This is a genomic window from Paenibacillus sp. J31R30, from assembly GCF_059692115.1.
Map to the genome: position 1 here is coordinate 814805 of NZ_JCAUAV010000003.1, position 20582 is coordinate 835386.

22 protein-coding genes are annotated in these 20582 nt (G+C 41.5%); 15 read left to right on the forward strand and 7 right to left on the reverse strand.

Going from position 1 to position 20582, the window contains the following annotated elements; translation table 11 throughout:
* Positions 1-15: 15 nt before the first annotated feature.
* Together menC and AC58QO_RS15515 are read left to right on the forward strand one after the other, a co-directional pair.
* On the forward strand, positions 16-1137 hold the full coding sequence (gene menC, locus AC58QO_RS15510; RefSeq protein WP_497266931.1) for an o-succinylbenzoate synthase: 1122 nt from the start codon (positions 16-18) through the stop codon (positions 1135-1137).
* Between the two features lie 35 nt (positions 1138-1172).
* Positions 1173-2408, forward strand: coding sequence for a PKD domain-containing protein (locus tag AC58QO_RS15515; protein ID WP_497266933.1), 1236 nt, complete (start codon positions 1173-1175; stop codon positions 2406-2408).
* Between the two features lie 161 nt (positions 2409-2569).
* Here AC58QO_RS15515 and AC58QO_RS15520 read toward each other — a convergent pair whose 3' ends face one another.
* From AC58QO_RS15520 to AC58QO_RS15530, 3 genes are all read right to left on the reverse strand, one after another.
* A complete protein-coding gene (locus AC58QO_RS15520) occupies positions 2570-3661 on the reverse strand; it encodes a Gfo/Idh/MocA family protein (RefSeq protein ID WP_497266935.1) in 1092 nt (363 codons plus the stop codon).
* A gap of 148 nt (positions 3662-3809) precedes the next feature.
* Positions 3810-4064, reverse strand: coding sequence for a hypothetical protein (locus AC58QO_RS15525; protein WP_497266937.1), 255 nt, complete (start codon positions 4062-4064; stop codon positions 3810-3812).
* A gap of 112 nt (positions 4065-4176) precedes the next feature.
* On the reverse strand, positions 4177-5013 hold the full coding sequence (locus AC58QO_RS15530) for a helix-turn-helix domain-containing protein (RefSeq protein ID WP_497266939.1): 837 nt from the start codon (positions 5011-5013) through the stop codon (positions 4177-4179).
* 117 nt (positions 5014-5130) lie between these two features.
* On the opposite strand from AC58QO_RS15530, the gene AC58QO_RS15535 reads away from it, so the two are divergent.
* Positions 5131-6699 (forward strand): hypothetical protein, encoded by a 1569-nt coding sequence (locus AC58QO_RS15535; RefSeq protein WP_497266941.1) that lies wholly within the window; start codon positions 5131-5133, stop codon positions 6697-6699.
* Positions 6700-6782: 83 nt separating this feature from the next.
* Here AC58QO_RS15535 and AC58QO_RS15540 read toward each other — a convergent pair whose 3' ends face one another.
* Entirely contained in the window at positions 6783-7664 is an 882-nt protein-coding gene (locus AC58QO_RS15540) for a PhzF family phenazine biosynthesis protein (protein ID WP_497267503.1), read from the reverse strand.
* A gap of 147 nt (positions 7665-7811) precedes the next feature.
* Between AC58QO_RS15540 and AC58QO_RS15545 the strand changes: the two genes are divergently transcribed.
* The 3 genes from AC58QO_RS15545 (at position 7812) to AC58QO_RS15555 (ending at position 9798) form a co-directional block, all read left to right on the forward strand.
* Complete coding sequence (locus AC58QO_RS15545; protein ID WP_497266943.1) at positions 7812-8114, forward strand: hypothetical protein; 303 nt, start codon at positions 7812-7814, stop codon at positions 8112-8114.
* Between the two features lie 13 nt (positions 8115-8127).
* A complete protein-coding gene (locus AC58QO_RS15550; RefSeq protein WP_497266945.1) occupies positions 8128-8586 on the forward strand; it encodes a type II toxin-antitoxin system VapC family toxin in 459 nt (152 codons plus the stop codon).
* A 189-nt stretch (positions 8587-8775) separates the two neighbouring features.
* Positions 8776-9798 carry a DUF2332 domain-containing protein gene (locus AC58QO_RS15555; RefSeq protein ID WP_497266947.1) on the forward strand — a complete coding sequence of 341 codons (1023 nt, stop codon included), beginning with the start codon at positions 8776-8778 and terminating at the stop codon, positions 9796-9798.
* A 56-nt stretch (positions 9799-9854) separates the two neighbouring features.
* Here AC58QO_RS15555 and AC58QO_RS15560 read toward each other — a convergent pair whose 3' ends face one another.
* The gene (locus AC58QO_RS15560) at positions 9855-10826 is read right to left on the reverse strand and encodes a lipase family protein (protein ID WP_497266948.1); all 972 of its coding nucleotides are present in this window, start codon (positions 10824-10826) and stop codon (positions 9855-9857) included.
* Between the two features lie 104 nt (positions 10827-10930).
* Between AC58QO_RS15560 and AC58QO_RS15565 the strand changes: the two genes are divergently transcribed.
* Genes AC58QO_RS15565 through AC58QO_RS15575 form a run of 3 tightly spaced genes read left to right on the forward strand, consistent with a single transcriptional unit; the run spans position 10931 to position 12343 of the window.
* Positions 10931-11434, forward strand: coding sequence for a shikimate kinase (locus tag AC58QO_RS15565; protein WP_497266950.1), 504 nt, complete (start codon positions 10931-10933; stop codon positions 11432-11434).
* 19 nt (positions 11435-11453) lie between these two features.
* A complete protein-coding gene (locus AC58QO_RS15570; protein ID WP_497266952.1) occupies positions 11454-11912 on the forward strand; it encodes an SRPBCC family protein in 459 nt (152 codons plus the stop codon).
* A complete protein-coding gene (locus AC58QO_RS15575; protein WP_497266954.1) occupies positions 11909-12343 on the forward strand; it encodes a hypothetical protein in 435 nt (144 codons plus the stop codon). The genes AC58QO_RS15570 and AC58QO_RS15575 overlap by 4 nt, the downstream gene beginning before the upstream one ends.
* Before the next feature lie 12 nt (positions 12344-12355).
* Here the strand turns inward: AC58QO_RS15575 and AC58QO_RS15580 are convergent, their stop codons facing one another.
* Positions 12356-13114 (reverse strand): GT-D fold domain-containing protein, encoded by a 759-nt coding sequence (locus AC58QO_RS15580; RefSeq protein ID WP_497266955.1) that lies wholly within the window; start codon positions 13112-13114, stop codon positions 12356-12358.
* 549 nt (positions 13115-13663) lie between these two features.
* Between AC58QO_RS15580 and AC58QO_RS15585 the strand changes: the two genes are divergently transcribed.
* Positions 13664-14761 (forward strand): glycoside hydrolase family 11 protein, encoded by a 1098-nt coding sequence (locus AC58QO_RS15585; protein WP_497266957.1) that lies wholly within the window; start codon positions 13664-13666, stop codon positions 14759-14761.
* A 135-nt stretch (positions 14762-14896) separates the two neighbouring features.
* Here AC58QO_RS15585 and AC58QO_RS15590 read toward each other — a convergent pair whose 3' ends face one another.
* Entirely contained in the window at positions 14897-15097 is a 201-nt protein-coding gene (locus tag AC58QO_RS15590) for a cold-inducible protein YdjO-related protein (protein WP_497266959.1), read from the reverse strand.
* A gap of 130 nt (positions 15098-15227) precedes the next feature.
* Here AC58QO_RS15590 and AC58QO_RS15595 point away from each other — a divergent pair, with 130 nt between their 5' ends.
* The 5 genes from AC58QO_RS15595 to AC58QO_RS15615 all read left to right on the forward strand — a co-directional run bounded on the left by AC58QO_RS15595 (position 15228) and on the right by AC58QO_RS15615 (position 20398).
* Entirely contained in the window at positions 15228-15752 is a 525-nt protein-coding gene (locus tag AC58QO_RS15595; protein WP_497266960.1) for a GNAT family N-acetyltransferase, read from the forward strand.
* Positions 15753-15841: 89 nt separating this feature from the next.
* Entirely contained in the window at positions 15842-16285 is a 444-nt protein-coding gene (locus tag AC58QO_RS15600; RefSeq protein WP_497266962.1) for a cell wall hydrolase, read from the forward strand.
* A gap of 174 nt (positions 16286-16459) precedes the next feature.
* The gene (locus AC58QO_RS15605) at positions 16460-16612 is read left to right on the forward strand and encodes a hypothetical protein (protein WP_497266964.1); all 153 of its coding nucleotides are present in this window, start codon (positions 16460-16462) and stop codon (positions 16610-16612) included.
* 148 nt (positions 16613-16760) lie between these two features.
* On the forward strand, positions 16761-17159 hold the full coding sequence (locus AC58QO_RS15610; protein WP_497266966.1) for a VOC family protein: 399 nt from the start codon (positions 16761-16763) through the stop codon (positions 17157-17159).
* 74 nt (positions 17160-17233) lie between these two features.
* Positions 17234-20398, forward strand: coding sequence for an ATP-binding cassette domain-containing protein (locus AC58QO_RS15615; protein ID WP_497266968.1), 3165 nt, complete (start codon positions 17234-17236; stop codon positions 20396-20398).
* Positions 20399-20582: the final 184 nt, after the last annotated feature.

Consider the following 20582-nt stretch of genomic DNA (forward strand, 5'->3'; position numbering starts at 1 on the left):
AAAGGTGGCAGAGACATGCAAATTGACCGCATTATTTTAAGACATCTGAAAATGAAGTTAATCCATCCCTTCACTACCAGTTTCGGAACCATGCGGGAGAAAGCGTTTATTCTCGTCGAAGCCGTAGATCGAGAGGGAAGATCCGGGTGGGCAGAATCGGTTGCATTTCCAGAGCCGTCATATAACGAAGAGACCTTAACGACGAATTGGCATCTTTTGGAGCGTTTTTTAGTACCTATTTTGCAGCAGGCCGAAATCACTCATCCGAATGAAATTTCGGAACTTTTTAAACCTATACGCGGAAACTATATGGCTAAATCGGCAATAGAAGGTGCGTATTGGGACCTATATGCTAAGAGGGAAGGAATCACTCTCTCACAAGCGATCGGAGGAAAGAAGCGGGAAGTCGAAGTTGGAATCAGTATAGGAATTCACAATACACCGGCTCAATTGTTGGAAAAGATCGAGCTCAATGTGTTAAAAGGATATAAACGCATCAAAATGAAAATCAAACCGGGTTGGGATGTGGACGTTGTTGCAGAAGTGCGAAAGCAGTTCCCCCAAATTGATTTGATGGTAGATGCTAATTCTGCCTATACGTTGTCGGATGTAGAGCATTTAAAGAAATTAGATCGTTACAACCTTATGATGATTGAACAACCTTTTGCCTACAACGATATCATCGATCACAGTGAATTGCAGAAACAATTAATAACACCTGTATGCCTGGATGAAAGTATTCATTCAAGCGATGATGCGAGGAAAGCGATCCGAATGGGAAGCTGTAAAATCATTAACGTAAAAATCGGCAGGGTTGGCGGCATTGGTGAAGCCATCAAGCTTCATAATCTTTGCCGCGATTCTGGTATCCCGGTTTGGTGCGGCGGTATGCTTGAATCTGGGGTAGGGCGCTCACACAATATTGCCATTTCCAGTCTGTCTAATTTTATATTTCCCGGCGATACGGCAGCCTCCTCCAACTATTGGGAGGAAGATATTATTGATCCTGAAGTAATCGTACAGAACGGAATCATTCAAATTCCCGATCAAGCTGGTATCGGATTTACGCCAAATAGGAAACGAATTCAGGAACGGACATTATACGAGCAAACCTATTATTTTGAAAATAATGTTTAAGCTGATCTGAATGTTGGTGAAAGGAGGCAACGAACATGTCCAAACCTATATCCAGCGCACAAACTCCTGTCCTATTTGAATTGTGGGAAATGGAGTCTTACACGAGCTTCTTCGGCGGAACGGATGAAATAACGGTACGTTTATTAGCCATAGAGCACCTCACTCAGCCCTATTATGACTCTGTATTGGGTTTCATCCCGGCTTCTTACAAGAGTCTAATTACGATTGAAGTTTGCGGAACTGTTGCGACCCTTACGTGCGGACCATTTCGCATGCCTGTAGTAGTGGAAGGCATAGCACTTTCCGTCGATTTGACAGCTGTCTGTTCTGGCGGATTGCATAGTGTGCCATTGGAGAGATCGGTTCGGCTATCCGCGTTATCCGCTTCCTTACCATGGTCAGGCGGCCTAGATATGTACCTTCCAGTCCAGCATTACCGCTGGATGTCAGCTTCGTATTACAATACTTGGCTTGGAATCGTCCCTAATCAGCCCAGGTTGTATTATCACCGGGGCGAAGATTTCGGGGCGCTGCCAGACCGGCATGATGTGGTTGCCCCGGTTGATGGTGTACTGACTGTGTATGAACCAGACGGTGACGGTATGTCGAATCTGTTCGCTCTTAACGATGGTGTGTATCAATATAGCTTTGTCCACTGCAATACGGCGACGATGTTGAATGATTTGTATGCAGGTGCCAGGTTGAAGATGGGGGAACGGTTAGCCAAAACGGGAGATCTATGGCGAGGGATGAAAGTTAGTGATCCTCATCTGCACTATGAAGTTCGAACGCCTGATAATAAGACGAAGTTGAATTGTTGGCCCCTTGTGGTGGAGGCCTACGGCAGACAGTATCCTTCCGAAGTAATGGCGGTTTATAAAGGTCAACAATACGGTTATGCAGGCCACTCAATTGAATTGGATGCCAGTGGCTCAGTACCGAGCGAGAGTGGTAAACTATCCGGCTGCCATTGGTCATTTGTGGATGGGACTTCCGCTAATGGATGGCATCTGACTCGCATTTATGAGGAGCCAGGCGTGTACACAGAACGATTCGATGTCATGGATAGTAATGGCCGAAGTGGAACTGGGTTTGCTATACTAACTATCTATGAACCGTCGACATATTCGGCTATGCCTTATGCTTTCATGTTCGTTTATCCGATGAGGGGAGTTCTACCCGGTACCCCCGTATTGGATCTCTGGCGTAATTGCCTGAGAGAAGTGGTAGGTGAAATAGGGGGGAGTATGTTAAATGATCGATTATCGTAAAACAATTCTGGATGGTGTTCATCAAACGATAGGAAGCACACCTATTGGCTATGCCAAATTTGGGAGTTATAGTTCAAATTACATATTGATAATAAAACAGACTGCCTACTTATGAATATCGGGCAGTCTGTTGATGTAACTAGGTTATTAGATTCTATCCGTTATTCTTCGAAATCAGCCCAAGGTTGTCGAGTCGACTCTACGGTTTCACCTGATTGAATAGCTTGCTCAATCAGCATACCGATATAGTGATCCTGAGAAGCTTCTGGCAGACCATAAAACCCTGGGCCACCCTCGGCATAAACCGCCATCTTCTTCAAGCATTCGGCGATCGCAATTTCATCGTCATATAGCCTAGCAGGCATGTACGGGTTTTCGTATACCCACCGTTCCCCCGCCATAATTCCTTTCAGAAAATAACCTTCTGCGTTCTCATACTCGCCTTTATTGATACGTTTAAACTCCATTTGAATCTGTGTGCAAGAAGGATCCTGGATGCTAATTCGATTATCGAATATTTCCCCGCGTTCCCCCCGAATACATAAGTGGTTGGAACGGGTCCAAGAACGATGTTGATCCTTAGTGAAATCATAAATCCCTAGTTTTCCGCCAAAATCCAACCAAGCCATATCTCGCTCTGATTTGATTAATTTATCTTCTGTAGGAGGACCACCGCGGTTCGGACCAGCAACCCAATCGGATTCAAATCTCATCCCCTTAATACGGACATCGTCGAAGCGGACGCCTAACATTTTCCGAATTAAGCTAACTGCGTGATATAACTGAGAAATGGATACGGTCACTTGATTGACATTGCCTAACTGTCCTGACTTAATCATCATCTGTCTGGCTTCTTGTATAGGATGAAATTGATATTGCTCGGCAACCTGAATTCGCGCACCCTGACGAGTTAGCTTGTCGTGCAGCAACAGTAAACCATCAAGATCAGGTGCCGGAGGTGTTTCTGTTAATACAGGAATTCCTCGTTCGGCCAACTGCAGCATATAATCGCTAGCAGCCGATACTTGAATGGAGAGTACAACAAAGTCTGGTTGTTCATTTGCCAAGAGCTGATCCATTGTCCGATAAGTAGACACTTTCCATAAGTCTTCCATTGCTTTGCCCTTGGATTCGTCACGAATGACCATTCCGCTAACACGAAATTGTTCAGGAAGTGCCTGAGCAATTCTTAGAAAATATTGTGCGCGAAAGCCTCCGCCGCCTATGATACTGAATGTTATTGGTTTCCCCATCAATCACACCGCCTTCTTCAGTCGTAGCTTCGTTTTATCAGATATAAATTGCAGAGTCAAGCTTTACAAACGATAAAATACAAAGGCTGCCATATTGGCAGCCTTTGTATTTGTTTCAATAGTTTTGACTGAAAAAGGAAGAAAACAATTAGAATACGCCTCCGCATGGGAAGAATGGTCTTCTATCTATAAGGAAAATAGCTAATAAATCAAATAGAACTAAAGGAAGGATGAAAGGGAGAAAGGAGATCTGCGCTTGCTTACCGTTTCGTGTCGGTTTTAAATACACAGTATTGCTGTCCACTTTCACAATTGTTCCTTTAAATGTGCCTTGTGTCGTTCTGATCATAACTTCTCGATTGAGGTACTTTTTACAAATCAAATAGGATTCGGATCGCTTCAAAATGAATACCCCCCTTCTAGCATTATACTCTAGTATATGTCCGTCCAATAGAACTAGTGTGTGTATACACAACTAATAATTTTGGGGGAGGGTTGGGAGGTAGACTGATAAACTATTTCATATTTTTATACCTCTGGGGCGTCATGCCCGTTTTTATTTTAAATAATCGACTGAAATATCGCTGATCCTCATAACCGATCATATCTGCAATTTCCGCACAACTCAGAAGTGAATTACGTAACAGATCGCAGGCGCGATTCATTCTTTGCAGGAGGATATATTCATAAGGTGACACTCCTAAGTTCTCGGTAAAGACAGTCCGGTAATGACTGATGCTTAGATGTTCCATCTCAGCAAGCTGCTGTAAGGTTAATTGCTCATGAAAGTGTTCATGGATATAGCGTAACGATGTCTCGATTCGATTGTGATTGTGGTAAAAAGGCGATTTGGTATGCTGCGCGGATCGTCCGATTAGCGCTAGCAATGAAATTAGTTGTTGTATGGCATCCATCTGATATAAGGAATCCCGATTGGAAAATGCTTGAAATATAGCCTGGAATGTCTTTATGACATTTTCCATACTACCGGCATATATGATCATCCCCGTGGGTAATTCGGATGATTTCAACACTTCTACAACGGCACTTCCTGAAAAATGAACCCATAAATACACCAATTCCTGAGCCTCTGCACTTTCAAAAAAGAACGGCAGGTTAGGCGTGAAGATGATGCATTCTCCCGGCGTCATGACAGCGGAAGTTTCTCCTGCTTGTACGCGAATATTTCCTTTAACCATATACAATAAAAAGTAATCCTTACGTACAGCATTGGCCACATAGTGTCTTTGCATAACCTGGCAACCGGCACAGTTCATGATTAGATAAGTATCCATAACGGCATAATCATTGTCTTTTTCTAAAATATTACGATAATAAGCCTGTTGCTTCACGAATTCACTTCCCGTTGATTTGTCCACATTTTAAGTCGGTTTCTTGCTCCCTCGATTGCATTCTAAGTTATATGATGGAATAAATCAAACACAACATCGTAGAGAGAAGGGAATCCAATGAAAAGACAAATCGTCAACATTATCAACTTTATTCGCGCTGTTGAACCGAGACCAGGAAAAGATATTGATCTAGTTAAACCTGTTCAGGAGCAAATTAAACTTCTGAAGAAGCATGAGCTAAAAGGAACTTTTTTATTTCAATATGATGCCTTGATAAACCCAGTATTCACTTCGTTGTTTGAAGAGATGAATGCTGAGCAAATAGAGCTTGGCCTATGGCTGGAAGTTGTAGAGCCGCTTGCCGTTAAAGCTGGAATCCCATGGAAAGGCCGCTACGCATGGGATTGGCATGCACATTGTGGATTCACTGTCGGATATACATGCGAACAACGCGAGCGGATCATCGACACGATGATGAATGACTTTCATGCCATTTTTCATAAATACCCGAAGTCTATTGGTTCGTGGTCCCTAGATGTTCATTCGATTACCTATTTGGAAGAAAAATACGACATTGATGCGATTTGCATTTGTAAGGATCAATGGGGAACGGATGGGTATAATCTGTGGGGTGGCTACTATAATCAAGGTTACTACCCTTCCCGGAACAATCATTTCAGTCCTGCGCAGACACCAGAACAACAAATTAACATTCCGATATTACGGATGCTGGGATCCGATCCGATTCACCAATACGATGTCGGCTTAAAGCTGGATACGGGCGCGCCTGCCCACCAGCCTGTCATCACGCTCGAACCCGTTTATCATGAATTAGGGGGTGGCGTAAATGCTTGGACAGACTGGTATTTTCAAGAAAATTTCAGCGGCAACTGCCTCTCATTTGGGTATACGCAGGTTGGTCAGGAAAATAGTTTTGGCTGGGAGAAGATGAGTCAGGGATTGATTTATCAGTTCGAGCAGTTGGCAATACTGCAGCAAGAAGGCAAACTTGAGGTTGAAACTTTAGGCGAAACAGGACGCTGGTTTAAGCAAACCTACGAATCAACACCTGCTTCTGTAGTAGCTGCCTTTAGCGATTCAATTGACGAAGGGCATAAGTCGGTTTGGTTTAACAGCAAGTATTACCGGATTAATTTGTATACAGAGAAAGAACGATTCTGGATCAGGGATATTCATATATTCTGTGAAAATTATCGTGAACGTTATTTGGATGAGCCTTGCCAAGGCAATCAACTTCAATTTAACAACTTGCCCGTTATGGATGGCTATCGGTGGACAGGCAATCAGATTCGGGCTGGTATTTATCCGTTTTTTGGCTCGGACGGTGAGCCTCAGTCGTTAACTTTCGAAGAGGTATCGTATAAAGAAGAGGATGGCTGCGCTGTGATCTCTTTTAGGGGGACAGCTTGCGGAACAATTACTTTCCTCCTAACGGAGAGCGAAATGACGATTACAATCGAAAAGAATGCTGATCAACTCGTTTGGATGCCAACGTATGATGAGAACTCGCCAAATTTGCCGCAGATCGCCTTTGCATCAGAACGGGAATTGCAGCTGGTTTATGATGATTTTACCTATACCGCTGTTAAATTACAGCAGGGTTGCATGGATGCCAACTATTCGATAAGAGCAGAGGATGAACAAATCAGAATGTCTTTAAAGTAACCAAAGTCCTTCGCCAAAAACCCTCAGGTGAACGCTCCTGAGGGTTTTTACGTAAGAATCTGATTTGCAAAGAGGGAGGAACTTTACAGCCATTCGCCTTTTGCGACTTGTATTGTTTTGCCGCCAATATGTATAATAATGCGCTCGTCTTCCTTGTAAGCTCGTTGATATAGAATGGAAGGACGCTTGATTTCGAAGCCTTGTTCCACACGAATATCAATGGCATCTTTGCCGAAGTAACGATGTTTGATTAAATAGCCAGCTAAATCCCCATTCGCACTGCCAGTAGCAGGGTCTTCAGGAGCGCCATAATAATCTCCGAAAACTCTCGTGTTTAAATGATTGTCATTGCGATACGTCTCCGGACAAAAGACAAGTACCATCTTAGCTGTAAGCCGTTCGATTAAGCGGAAATATAACTCTCGGTTCACTTTGCATGTTTTTATTGCTTCAAGATTTTTTAGCGGCACGATGAGCGCTGCTAAGCCTGTTGAAACCTCTTGAATGGGGAAACGGGTATCGATGGACGAGATGGGTAAGTCAAGCATATTTGCGACAACTTCAGCATCCACAACTTCACCAAAAATCGGCAGCTGTTGCTGCATCCAAGCCATACCGCTCCTATTTGTATCGAAAGTGACAGGAATAGTTCCTACTTTAAGCTTCAACCTTATTTGTTCTATTGGTCTTCCAATGATCTCATTTTGAATAACGAATGCCGAGCCAAGTGTGGGATGTCCGGCAAACGGAACTTCTTCGCTTGGTGTAAATATTCGGACATCGTATCCTTCTGCCGTGGGCTCATCAGACATAATAAACGTTGTTTCCGAGTAATTCATTTCACGCGTGATCGCGAGCATTTCTTCAGATGTTAAATGTGCTGCATGCCTGAATACAGCGAGTTGATTACCTTCATATTTATTTTCAGCGAATACATCAACAATCGAAAAGGTAAGCGGCTTAATGGTCATTTCTTCAACTCCTATCGACGAATTCATATAACAAGTCTAACATACATTTGTACAAAACGAGTCCTCATTGAGTACCTGACCCCCTGAAAACGAAATATTTGACGAATCGTTATAAAAGCTATGCAGAAGGAGTGAATCACGATGGCGAATAATTACAAACGTTTCTTTCAAAATCAATTTGATAAAGCGAAAGCTACCGCATCTGAGTTCATTTCATCAAGAAGTGAAGAACAAAAAGAGAATACGATTGAACTCAATCCGCAATATGTTGCTGAGCTGCAAGCAATTGCAGACGTCCAGCATACTACCGTACATGCAATTGTCAATGGAATCATTGTGCAATACCTGGCAAGCGCACCCTACGAATTAACCCCGATCTCCGTGGATCAAAAAGAAGATAACCCGCTTCTGTATTTGGATGGCATATGTAAAATTGAGGAATAAGGAGTGCTGACAGATGGATGATCACTTGAACACACAGGATGCTATTTTCATTGATGATACAGCATTAGCCGCGCTAATGAACCCCGAGGACCCAAGGTATGTGAAAGCTCGTTCCTTGTTTTTGGATTTTCATGATCTTGAACGTAATTACGTAACAACGAATTCCATAATATTTGATCTTCACGAATGGCTTCGCAATGAATACAGCTATGAGCAGGCGGAATATTTTCTCAACGCCATTGAAAAAGCTGTGAGTAAAGGCAAGTTGGCGGTCATCTCCAGCGGCCACGAATTTGAGAGAGAATCACGCAGACTGATTATGGACAGACCCGAGCTCCGTTTCTCACTCAGCGAAGCACTCACGGCTGTGACCATGTCCTATTATCAAGTAAAACGCATCTTTACGTTCAATCGCAATTTCAAGATGATGGCCAATTTGGATAAGGATATTCGGATTATTCCATCAAATTGAAAGACGTCAATACGAGACTGATTTGATGAAACTTGAAACATTAGAAGTAGGCTGCCAGAGTAAAGTATGGCAGTCTTTTATTTTCCTGCTGATAAATATTATTTATATGAAACATTAAAATATTGAAGTTTTAATTATTGAACATTCGTGATACTATACCACTAATTGGAAAATAAGGTGGTGAGTGATTTGGATTTGAATATACTATCGGATCGTTTTAAGTCTTTTGCTGAAAGGGAATGTAAGGATTCTAGCAGTCTTTATGGGCATCTCGCAGCTAACATTGCAAATGATACGAATTTGCTTAAACTAGCGTCTCATTCGAGACTCGGACAACCCATACCCAACCTCTTACTTGGTGCCGTTCACTATTTGTTATTAGGGGGAGTAGAACATGAATTAGCTGAGTATTACCCCAGTATCGTAAGCGAACCTAGAGAGTCAATAGCTGCAATAGCTAGTTTCAGGGACTTTTGTAGGTTATACGAGCATGAGATTATTCAGATACTAGAAAGCAAGCTTGTACAAACGAACGAAGTGAGACGCTGTGCCTACTTATATCCAAGTTTTTGTCACATATATCGAGTATCAAAAAAACCATTAGCTCTCGTAGAAATAGGAACAAGCGCGGGCCTGCAACTCCTTTGGGATACATTCAGCTACTCTTATAACTCTAACCAAAAGTACGGAAGCGAGAATTCAGAGCTAGTTATTTCCTCAGAAATCAGAGGTGATACAATGCCATTTCTTCTTAACCATAGTCCTCCAGTATCATCCAGAATCGGTCTGGATTTACATGTAAATGACTTGCATAATCCTGAAAATTATTTGTGGCTGAAAGCCTTAATTTGGCCAGAACATAAGGAACGAAGTTCCTATTTCGAAAAAGCTGTTAAATGCTTAGAAATGCAACACTTAGAGTTAATAGAGGGAGATGGCATTGCTTTACTTCCAACTCTACTATCGAGGATACCTAAGGATTCAGCCATATGTGTATTTCATACCCATGTAGCAAACCAACTATCTCACGAGGCTAAATCAACATTGAGCGAGCATATGAAAAGCTTCGGCAAAGAAAGAGACGTGTTCCACTTATATAATAATATGTGGGATCTTAAACTACATCTTGATTACTTTGTAGACGGTGAAGAACATATAGAAACACTGGCAGAAACAGATGGCCATGGTCGATGGTTTCAGTGGATGTTATGAAACACCTTAACCTCTGAAGGGCTGCCACGCGGCAGCCCTTTTTCATATCTCATCCATCAGCCTTTAGCTTCACCATATTGCACAGACTGCCATACTTTGATCAAACCGTCGCTTATCGTTTCAACAACTACTTTATCGGTAAAATATCGGTGATGCGACGCAATGCCCAATCCGAATAGCAACACTCTCGAAATAACTTTGATCAGCTGCCTGATTCGATTAGAAAACGGAGAAAAAATCGAAAAAGGAAGAGAAATAATAGGAAGAAGAATAGATATCATCTTCCGCAATCCGTTGTTGCTACTCAGCTTCATGTCCTTCACGTTCAAGTTTGCATTTTGATTGAATTGTGAAATGGGATAACCCATAATATCGCGATCATAATACATATTGACCCATTCCCCGTAACGATACCTGTTTGCTTCCTTGGCAGGGATTTGAATCGATTTCTCATCTGAATGCATAAATCTTAAGCTGAAGAGTGAGATCGGACTGCCGAGTGAATAAAAAGAGGCGATGGTTTGGCAAGCTTCGAGATGATTACTTTCCACGGGTGGAACGACGTTTTTATGATATTGCATGTCATAAATATAATTGCTGGATACAACGGAGCCGAGGCTATGAGCAATGACGCAGACGGGAGCATCCGGCCCAATCTTACAGCGGAGTTGATGGAGCGATTCTGCAATTCTTTGATGAATGGCCGTATACGTTGAGTTAACAATTTGGCTGTCATCCGTTCTATTAGATCCGAGGACGTCAACCGCGTATTTGACAATAAAAGATCTGGCGAAGTCAAACTCAAGTTCATCATCAAACTCTTCTTTCATCGTTTTCCTTACGATATCTCTTTTTACCTGGACGATATCCGCCCAGACAACCTCTTCAAATACAAAATCCCGAATAGAAATTTCTATCCCTGCAAGCTCGGTAAGCCGTTTGCGGAGCAATAATTGCATAGGCTTTGAGTAGCCCATCTTTTTCTTGCCCATTCCATGGATGATCAAGATCCCAACCTGTTTATTCATAGTCTCTACACTCCAGTACATGACAATAGTTAATGAAGGATATTTATGGGAAATGCCGAATCTCTTAACGAAACCAATCCCAATTAACAAAAGTGAGGAAGAAGATGAATATTGTTCTTATAGGTATGTCTGGAGCTGGGAAAAGTACGCTAGGTGTGTTGCTTGCCAAAGCTTTAGGCCTGGCATATGTGGATACAGATATTGTTATTCAACAGCGTGAAGGCAGGTTGATACAAGACATTATTGATCATGATGGTATTGAGAAATTTATGGAAACGGAAGAAAAGATTGTGTCTGAGTTGCAATTAATGAATTGCGTTATTTCTACAGGTGGAAGTGTTATATATTCTGAAAAAGCAATGAATGTTCTTATGCAGGGTGGACAGATTATTTATTTACATGTCCCATTTGAAGAAATTAATAAGAGGCTAAACAACATAACATCTAGGGGCATTGTAATGAAAAAAGGTTTTAGTCTTAAGGACGTTTACGAGGAAAGAGTACCTTTATACAGGACGTATAGTGATAGCATTCTAGATTGCTCAAATAAGGATATAGAACAATGCGTTAGTGAAATTATTCAGAAAATACATGAACGTGAATCCTAGCAAAAGGAGAGAGTCTTGTATGAAACGTATTACCTTTCATAATCGCATATCCATTCGTGCGACTGCCGCAGATATCTACTCCTACTTGATGGATCCTGGGAATCTTACTCACCTGCACCCGCTCATTATTGGCGTCAAGCCACTTCGAAGTGAAAGCCCAGGGAGCACCCGGGTCGAGATACAAGATAAGATCATGCTGTTTGGACGGATTCCTTTTTATAAAAAATACGAAGCTTCATTCACTCCGATTGAGGAAAATCGGCAGATGATTTTGGAGACATTCACTTCACCAAATATTCATATTCAAAACACGATTACCCTTGTCGAATCGAACGACGAGATACTGGTGGAAGAACAAGTAAATATTGAAGTTTCTGCGTTAATCGCGGGTTTCGTAATGAAGCAAATCGAATTTTCACACGGTGAAATGCTAAAATCGCTCAAAAAAAGTTTAGAATCAGGGGGTTTCATTCGATGAAACTAACTTCGCTTCGTGTTCAAAATGCTTCTGGCTGGACAATTTTTATTTTTGGATGTCTCGCATTTCTACTCGGACTCATTGGATTGCTTAATCCTGCATTTCTATTAACTCTCCTTGGTTTCACAGTCGTAGAACCCGCTGCACGTGCCGAGGGAGATTATACCCAAGTCTTTATGATGGCTTCATCCATGGCTTCCTTTAACATGGGAGCGTATTACATCCTAGCAGCATTAAAAAATCTTAAATCCTTCTATTACTGGACAGTCCCCTTCAGATTAATCACATTTACGGTCTTCACGCTAGCGGCATGTAATGATCTTGCTCCAATGCGATTCATCGGAGTGGGGGCGTGGGAGGGCGCAGGTGCACTTGCAACAGGAATTGCCCTGTACATAGAATCGCGTAATCGTGTTTCTCAATCAACGTGATCTGATCTTTGCTTACTTTCTTTGTAATTTCTGCATCCACTTGTGCTTAAACTTCAGACGATTGTCCTCTTTCACTGACCAAGATTTCGGATCAGAAAGCGCGTCCATCATATGGCCAATTTCAATGGCAGATATACCGAGACGTTTGGCTATTTGGGGGACCATAATTCTCCCTGGAACACTGGCGCCGACCAAAACAAGATCTATGTCTTTCCGGTGTATACTGAGTTTGCGCATCGCCGAACCGATCTCGTTATAGTGATTGAGAGGTATGGTCATAGCTACGCGTATTTGCTGAGACTCCAGTTGTTTGGCAGCCATCGGAGCTGCTCTCCCAATAAGTGCTACACGATGGTCACGAATCAATCGATGCAGGTACTTCTTTTCGTACAGCTGGTCGTTGATGAAGGCATCGGTTATGATCTCAGGGTGCCAACCTGTTTTCCTCATATACAATTGAATAAGTGGAATGCTAGGGCCAAAGTGAGATACACCAACAATATCAGCCTCGCGGACGGATTGATTTAATTCCTTCAACAGTTTACGAGAGGGGGGAAGATCAATCCCGAGAAACGCTGACACTTCATTCAAAGATTTGATCTCTCTGCGAGCAAGAAGTTTTGCCACAACATCCCCGATGCGAATGATGGAAATCGGTTTATGCAACCGAATGGATTGTTCCAAACGCCTGTACACGTAAGTAGGCCCGACCGTTTTGCGTCCATAACGTGCTTCTATGATTTTTCTCCGTTTTTCTGCGTTAAATATCATTCCAATACACCTCCTTATTAAGATTGACCAAGGTATTCTATGATTTTGGCGAAACAGGGTGCACCTATTTTGTGGATTGAGAAGAATTAGACTCTTTAATTGGGTTCGCAGCAAACAATAGGGTTGATAGATACAAAAAAGAGTGATTGAACTGTTTCCAGTTCACACTCTTTTTTCATTTGACATTTTAAGCAATCATGCATATCTCTTGTATCATATGTAAGTGCGAATTCCAAAGGGATAGATATTGTCCCAATTTTTAAAGATCATCTAGAAAAATAGGTATTTATCAAGAAGTATTTGTTTTTGGTTATCATATGAGAGGAATATGGGATAAAGATGCTTCCATTTTTATTCCATAAGATCTAAGGTTTTTACAGTATATACTAAATTTTATCAGGTGAACGATCCAGAAATGCTTTGATAAAATAAAACTTGTAATCGCTTTCAATACAAATACTGGAAAGGAGTTGAGGCGGCAGCCAGCTACAGGATGCATAGCATCAAAGTACGACTATTCACAATTTAACCCAAATGGAGGAATACCAATTGAAACAAAAAAGATTGAGGTTATTTGTAGCTTTGTTACTTTGTTTAGCGCTTACAATTCCTGCAGTAATGGTCCAGGCAGCAACTACGATTACTTCCAATCAAACTGGCACCCAAGATGGGTACGACTATGAGCTGTGGAAGGATTCCGGAACAACAAGTATGACGCTCAATAGCGGAGGCGCTTTCAATGCCCAATGGAGCGGCATTAACAATGCACTATTCCGTAAAGGGAAGAAATTCGACTCAACTAAGACACACGCTCAACTTGGAAATATTTCAATTAACTACAGTGCAACCTTCACGCCAGGCGGCAATTCCTATTTGACTGTCTATGGCTGGACGAAGGACCCGCTCGTAGAATTTTATATCGTTGATAACTGGGGCACTTATCGTCCAACAGGAACGCAAAAAGGCACCATTAGCGTTGACGGAGGTACATATGACATCTATGAGACTACTCGAACAAATCAACCATCTATTATTGGTAATGCAACGTTTAAGCAGTATTGGAGTGTCCCTCAGTCGAAACGCACCAGCGGTACCATTTCTGTTAGCGAACACTTTAAGAAGTGGGAGAGCTTAGGCATGCCAATGGGTAAAATGTATGAAGTCGCATTTACAGTTGAAGGCTATCAAAGCAGCGGTAGTGCGAATGTAACAACGAATATTCTGACGATCGGCGGTGGCGGAACGAATCCTTCACCATCTCCTTCTCCAACTCCTCCACCAAGCTCAGGTACGAAAAAAGAAGTTGAGAGTATGACGAAAGGTGGTCAGTACACAGCGAATATCAGTACGCCTTTCACTGGAGTTGCCTTATACGCCAACAATGATTTGGTGAAATACACGCAGAATTTCACGAGCGGTACCCATAATTTCTTACTCCGTGGTTCATCGAATAACGCCAACATGGCCAAGGTTGACTTGAAAATCGGCGGGCAGACGAAAGGTACCTTCTACTTCGGCGGAAGCAGTCCAGCTGTCTATACCCTTAACAATGTCAGCCATGGAACCGGAAATCAAGAGATTCAGCTCGTTGTAACAACCGACGACGGGACTTGGGATGCTTACATTGATTACTTGGAGATTCAATAATAATTCCGAATCGATAATTCCACTTGATTGCTGATCACTATTCAAACAAACTCCCAGCGGGATCAACCCCGCTGGGAGTTTTGTGGTTTTGCATAGGAAGCATATACTTTTCGAGCGGATATCATGATCGAAGGATCACTGCTTCTTTTTCCGCGAGTTCTTTTTCACCAGCTTCGGCAAATGCTTGATACTCTTGAGCATGCTGCCTTTGCACAATGGGCATTCTGGGGTAAGGGACGTAGCCATTTCCTCTCGCATCCATGCTTTGCAGTCGTTATTTTTGCATCTCCATATGGGTATCGGGGATAATTCCGGTTTGGTCAGTTCTGATTCCAAATCATCACACCTCCTGCATGCATTAACCTACCCGAATGGAATAATCTTCATTCAATGGAGGAAGGAAATGGAGCGAATTTTGGAGAAATTACCTACATGACATTGAAGTAAGCATAGGAGGAAGTGTACGTTGATCATCCATTATGAAGTCATTTCTGACGATAATATAGTTAGCATCAAGGATTTATGTAATGAATTAATGTCCTATCAAAAGTCAAAAGCTGTTTTCCGACCGGAGTTGTTTGATGGCATGAGTTTTGAAACGAGATTGATACCATCCGTGAAGAATGCCAAAGATAACCACATCGTTATCGCAAAAGATGAGAATGAAATTGTTGGCTATGTGTATAGCAATATCTCATCGAAGATGACCTATTCGAATGAATTTGCTACTTTTTTTGACTTAGATTCCGTTAACAGAGAGGATGTAGGGTGTCTTTCTCAGTTTTATATCAAAGAAGGTTATCGAAATTCAGGCATGGGTACCGTGTTGTTCGACAAGTCGATGGCATGGTTAGATTCCTTTGCGAACATAGATGATCTGTTCATATTCGTTTCTAATGGTAACGATGGCGCATTGAAATTTTATCAAAGCAAAGGGTTTCGAATAAGTCACCAGATCCTCGACGGATTTATTACCGTGTTACGAAAGTAGAAAATAGGAAGGAGCTCAAAGCCAGAGTAACACATCCGCTTCACCTACAATATGATGGGTCTAGACATATATTCAAAAGAGGTGAGCCAATGGCAGTCGTAAAAGCTAGGGAGCAGGATATTAACATGTTGGCAAGGTTGCTACGAGCCGAAGCTGAAGCTGAAGGCGAACACGGTATGCTCCTTGTTGGGAATGTTGGCATTAACCGCATTAGAGCGAATTGCTCCGATTTTAAAAATCTCCGTACAATTCCCCAAATGATCAACCAGCCGCATGCATTCGAAGCATTGCAGCATGGGATGTACTATCAAAACGCAAGAGAGAGAGAACGCCGTCTGGCGCGAAGGGCTGTGGACGGGGAGCGGCATTGGCCGGCCAAATTCTCACTCTGGTATTTCCGTCCGGGAACGTACGATAAACCAGGACCATGTCCGTCAACCTGGTATAATCAGCCGCATGCAGGACGATACAAGAAGCACTGTTTCTATGAGCCGACCGCGGAAGAATGTCAAAATGTATATAATACGTTTTAAGGATGACAATACGTTGTGCAACGGCACTCAGACTTTAAGAAGTCTTGGGTGCTTTTTTTGTCGCTTTATAGAGTGCGTACACATATCAAAACGAAGAAGTAAGAATAAACTTGCTCTGCATCACCAATACTAAGACTATAACCAAAAGGTATATAAAGGAAGGAACTCCAAGCCATGGACATTGATGCTTTCTTAGCTGAAGTCCTCAGCTCAAATGAGGATTGGCATGTAACCACGAAGGATGCCGTATCGATCATAGATCCGCTTATTGAGAAAGATATCCTTATTTTCGACAACCATGATGATTACTTAGAATCAGGATTTTAAGTTAAGAAGCCGCGCAATTGCGGCTTTTTTTATTTTGCGTTGATAGTTAAAATGTACAGAGATTATTTCAATGAATATCTTTACAAACGAACATACATTCGTTATTCTGATTATGGGGGAATTTCCCAATAGCCAGAGGGAGTGATAAATGATGGAAGTTATCAAAACGAAGGTCGAGAATTCTCTTACCGTCTTATTAGTAGCCAATTTTGAACAGTCTAAGAAATATTATGAAGAGGCCTTAGGCTGTGAGGTCAATGAGCATTGGGCAATTCGAGATAACTTTGGATTAGGTTTTAAATTGATCCAAGCAGCAGATATAAATGATGTTAAACCGAACAAGGGTACATGGAATACGTATGCTTATGTAAAGACACAAGATGACTTAGATGCTTTATATAATGAACTTAAAACAAATGGTGCAATTATCGTATCTGAGCCTAAATTAACCGAATATGACTGGGGTGTTTGGAAGGATTTTTCGGTTCAAGATTTAGATGGATATGTTATCGGTTTCGGTTCGGGTAATAAATTAGCTGCAACATAGACCACAGATGTTCCAATATAGTTTCTGTGCTAATATGGAAAGAATAAGTCTATACAGATTGAAAGGATGTACCCATGCAAATAAATCAATTAATTTCGAACAATATTAATTTGTTAGACGCAACACTACCCGTAGATAAATCCTTAGGAATTGCAGGATTGTCTGGATCTGGTAAAACAACTTTCTGTCAAACCATTGGTGAAGAATCCAAGAAGCGTCTCGTTTCGTTGTTGCCAAAGGCAGAATATCAGTATTTATTTCCTGAAATTATGGAAACTAATTTCAGTGCCATCAAGATGAAGGAAATGCCGTTAGTCCTTTTTCTAGGAAAATCATCGATTTCATCCAATCCGCGTTCAACCATTGGCACACATACTGGCGTATTTAAAGAGATTCGCGTGTGCATGGCTGAAAAGTATGATCAATCTCCGGAAGTTTTCTCCTTTAATAATCCGATGGGCTGGTGCCCAGATTGTAAAGGGCGCAGTACGACCCAAAATGTCGAATGTCCTAAGTGTCAGGGCAGGCGCTACAATCAAGAAGTTGAGCAATACAAGATGGACTTATTAAACCAACCACATAGCATTTCTGATATCAATAACTTAAGCATTGAAACAATTCTTTCACTTGCTGAAGTGTTACAAATAAGTGAAGGAAAGCAGCATATTCTCCAAAATATCATAAATATGAATATTGGTTACTTAACTTTGAACCGCATTATGGGTACTTTGTCAGGTGGCGAAATAACACGTCTATACTTGGCGGAATTCATGGCTACAAGTGAAAATACGGTAATTATCATTGATGAGATCTCCGTTGGACTTGATCACCAAACGCTATTGAAAATTTTAGAACAGATTAAGCAATTAGGGTTTAAGAATCAAATTTGGCTCATCGATCATTCCGACACGGTGCTGGATACGACAGATGAGCAATTGTTCTTCGGACCTGGCAGTGGTAAATATGGCGGAAAAATTGTTGAAGAATCACCTCGGCCAAAACCAATTATTCGCGAACGTAATCAGGAAGTGCCAACAGACTACTACCAATTCCAAGATCTTTATTGTCGTAACATTCAAATGACTGACATACAGATTCCCAAAAACAGACTTATCACTTTTACTGGGGAATCGGGATGTGGTAAATCTACACTAGTCAATGAGTGTATGGTTAAAGATTTTCAGAAGCGTTATTCCAAAGATAAGCTGGTAGTGGTTGGACAGGATCGAAACCAATCGATTTCAAGTCGGTCAACCATCGCTACTTTTCTTGATATTAAAAAGAAACTCACTAAATATAGTGAGGATATTGATGATATTTTTCAACGCTCGATTGAAGATATTATTGATGAATTGCCGGGAGAAGATATCGCTCATAAACGTTTGAGCTTATTGATCAAACTTGGACTTGGTTATTTGACACTAGAAAGAAAAACGCAGTCCCTATCGACGGGTGAATTTCAATGTGTCCATTTAGTTTCTGAGTTGTTTGGCAACTCTAGAACCCCGCATACGCTTTTCATTTTTGACGAGCCATCCAAAGGATTATCACAAAATATTTTAAACCAATTCATTGATAGTGTAAGGGACATTCTCCAAGATGAATCTGTCTCTATCCTGATGATCGAACATAATGCCTATATGTTAGACAGCTCTGATTTTATTGTTGATTTTGGCAAAAGACAGACAGAACCTGTTACGCATCTTGATGTTGTCAGTCATGCTGAATATTATCGTCAAGAAAACAGGGAGGATAGCCATGCCCCATTACCTATTTCATCTACACTCAAGCCGCAAGAAGGAATTCAGTATTTACTAGAAAATCAGTTGGACTATTTTAAAAAGGCTGAAAACGTCTATAAAGGCGGCATCTTAAAAAGCTTATCGCCAATAGCCCGTGTGATTTATGGTGAATATGAATCTGACACCATTGCACCGGTCATCGCGATTGACCTTGAACGACACTTGTATAGTCAATATAGTTTCCTGTACGAAATAGGTGGACTGATCAACCATATTGTGGCTGCACATCCGACCAACAAAGATACAAGAAGCTTCGATTTCTATTATCAAGACAATCATTGTCCAAGTTGTTCGGGTCGTCGAGTTATTGAACGATTTGATTTGGGTGTTCTCATTCAAGATAAAACAGTGCCATTCTGGGATGGTATGTTGCTTCCTGAAGTCATGGATGTCTTGAAATATTATCAACATGCCAAATTGCACTTCTTATTTGAAGAGATCAAGAACGAACTTGGTCACGATATGAATAAAAGCTTTAATGAGATGTCCGAAGCTGAAAAGAATACTTTTTTATATGGCTATTGGGAAAAGTCGTTTTATGATAAAGCAGGGAAGGCTTCAAGAACGTGGGAAGGCTTTAATCTCATACTGGGCCGTTATATGGTTATTTCGAAGAACCTCCCGCTTAAAGAGCAGATGAAAGCTTCCAAAGAAATGATTGGCTGCCCTGTATGTCATGGAACCGTGTTAAACCATCATAAGAAGCTTAAGTTTGGCAGCACGGATATTCGTGAGATTATTCAACAGCCGATTGATCAGGTCATTAAAATTGTAGGCATGATACCTGAACTTGAGAAACTAAAATCCATTGTCGGCGGCGATCTTGCGCTATCGGAAGATGTCTCCTTGCTTCCAAGGGAAACCCAAGTTGCGCTGAAGATGCTTGAACTAGATCTAGCAAGCTTTGTAGGCTATGAAGTGGTTTTACAAAATGCCGTACCTTTTTGGGACAAGATGAAAAGTAACGTAGAGGCGATCAGCAGCAAAAACTTGATTACCATCTGTGATTTTGCCAATATTACTGAAACGAGAGAGACCATTATTGATAAGTATTTCACTAATGGGAAATATAAAAAGCTAACTTATGTCTATGAAGCGTTTGGTTACACGAAAATTGTGACCCAAATTAATAAAATTAAAGCTAGTCATCCATGCCCATTCTGTGGCGGTAAGAGAGTCATTTCAGAAGATGGACTTCATGATGGCGTACAAAAATTATCGGTGCCATGTGTGAGCTGTTATGTAAGTGGTATCAATGATGATGGACGCAAGGAAGTCGTCGATGGCGTAGAAGTCCAAACATGGCTGACTGGCAAAGTAAGTGATGTTGTTCCAGAAAGCTTACGAACGGAGGCCGTTGCAGATATTCCGATCTTCAATCGTATTCGTGAGTTGAATAAACGAGATATGATGGCGGTTTATCATTCCCTGAAGTAAATGGACTTTGTTGATTAACAAAAAGACGGATTTCCTTAGTAAACGGGAAATCCGTCTTTTTGCAGCGGCGGTGACAACTATAAACGAATGGCTGCGCTCCTAACATATTGCAAATATGTGGGCAAAGAAATATGATTTATTTGGAGAAAAACTCATCTAGGCATTTCATGATCAAGGAGATTAG

Bases quoted from the DNA above. Each gene is read 5' to 3' on its own strand.
- AC58QO_RS15600 (WP_497266962.1), top strand. From the start codon at position 15,842: ATGGCAGTCGTAAAAGCTAGGGAGCAGGATATTAACATGTTGGCAAGG.
- AC58QO_RS15610 (WP_497266966.1), top strand. From the start codon at position 16,761: ATGATGGAAGTTATCAAAACGAAGGTCGAGAATTCTCTTACCGTCTTA.
- AC58QO_RS15515 (WP_497266933.1), top strand. From the start codon at position 1,173: ATGTCCAAACCTATATCCAGCGCACAAACTCCTGTCCTATTTGAATTG.
- AC58QO_RS15580 (WP_497266955.1), bottom strand. From the start codon at position 13,114: ATGATATTTAACGCAGAAAAACGGAGAAAAATCATAGAAGCACGTTAT.
- AC58QO_RS15560 (WP_497266948.1), bottom strand. From the start codon at position 10,826: ATGAATAAACAGGTTGGGATCTTGATCATCCATGGAATGGGCAAGAAA.
- AC58QO_RS15535 (WP_497266941.1), top strand. From the start codon at position 5,131: ATGAAAAGACAAATCGTCAACATTATCAACTTTATTCGCGCTGTTGAA.
- AC58QO_RS15575 (WP_497266954.1), top strand. From the start codon at position 11,909: ATGAAACTAACTTCGCTTCGTGTTCAAAATGCTTCTGGCTGGACAATT.
- AC58QO_RS15520 (WP_497266935.1), bottom strand. From the start codon at position 3,661: ATGGGGAAACCAATAACATTCAGTATCATAGGCGGCGGAGGCTTTCGC.
- AC58QO_RS15545 (WP_497266943.1), top strand. From the start codon at position 7,812: ATGGCGAATAATTACAAACGTTTCTTTCAAAATCAATTTGATAAAGCG.
- AC58QO_RS15565 (WP_497266950.1), top strand. From the start codon at position 10,931: ATGAATATTGTTCTTATAGGTATGTCTGGAGCTGGGAAAAGTACGCTA.
- AC58QO_RS15550 (WP_497266945.1), top strand. From the start codon at position 8,128: ATGGATGATCACTTGAACACACAGGATGCTATTTTCATTGATGATACA.
- AC58QO_RS15615 (WP_497266968.1), top strand. From the start codon at position 17,234: ATGCAAATAAATCAATTAATTTCGAACAATATTAATTTGTTAGACGCA.
- AC58QO_RS15605 (WP_497266964.1), top strand. From the start codon at position 16,460: ATGGACATTGATGCTTTCTTAGCTGAAGTCCTCAGCTCAAATGAGGAT.
- menC (WP_497266931.1), top strand. From the start codon at position 16: ATGCAAATTGACCGCATTATTTTAAGACATCTGAAAATGAAGTTAATC.
- AC58QO_RS15570 (WP_497266952.1), top strand. From the start codon at position 11,454: ATGAAACGTATTACCTTTCATAATCGCATATCCATTCGTGCGACTGCC.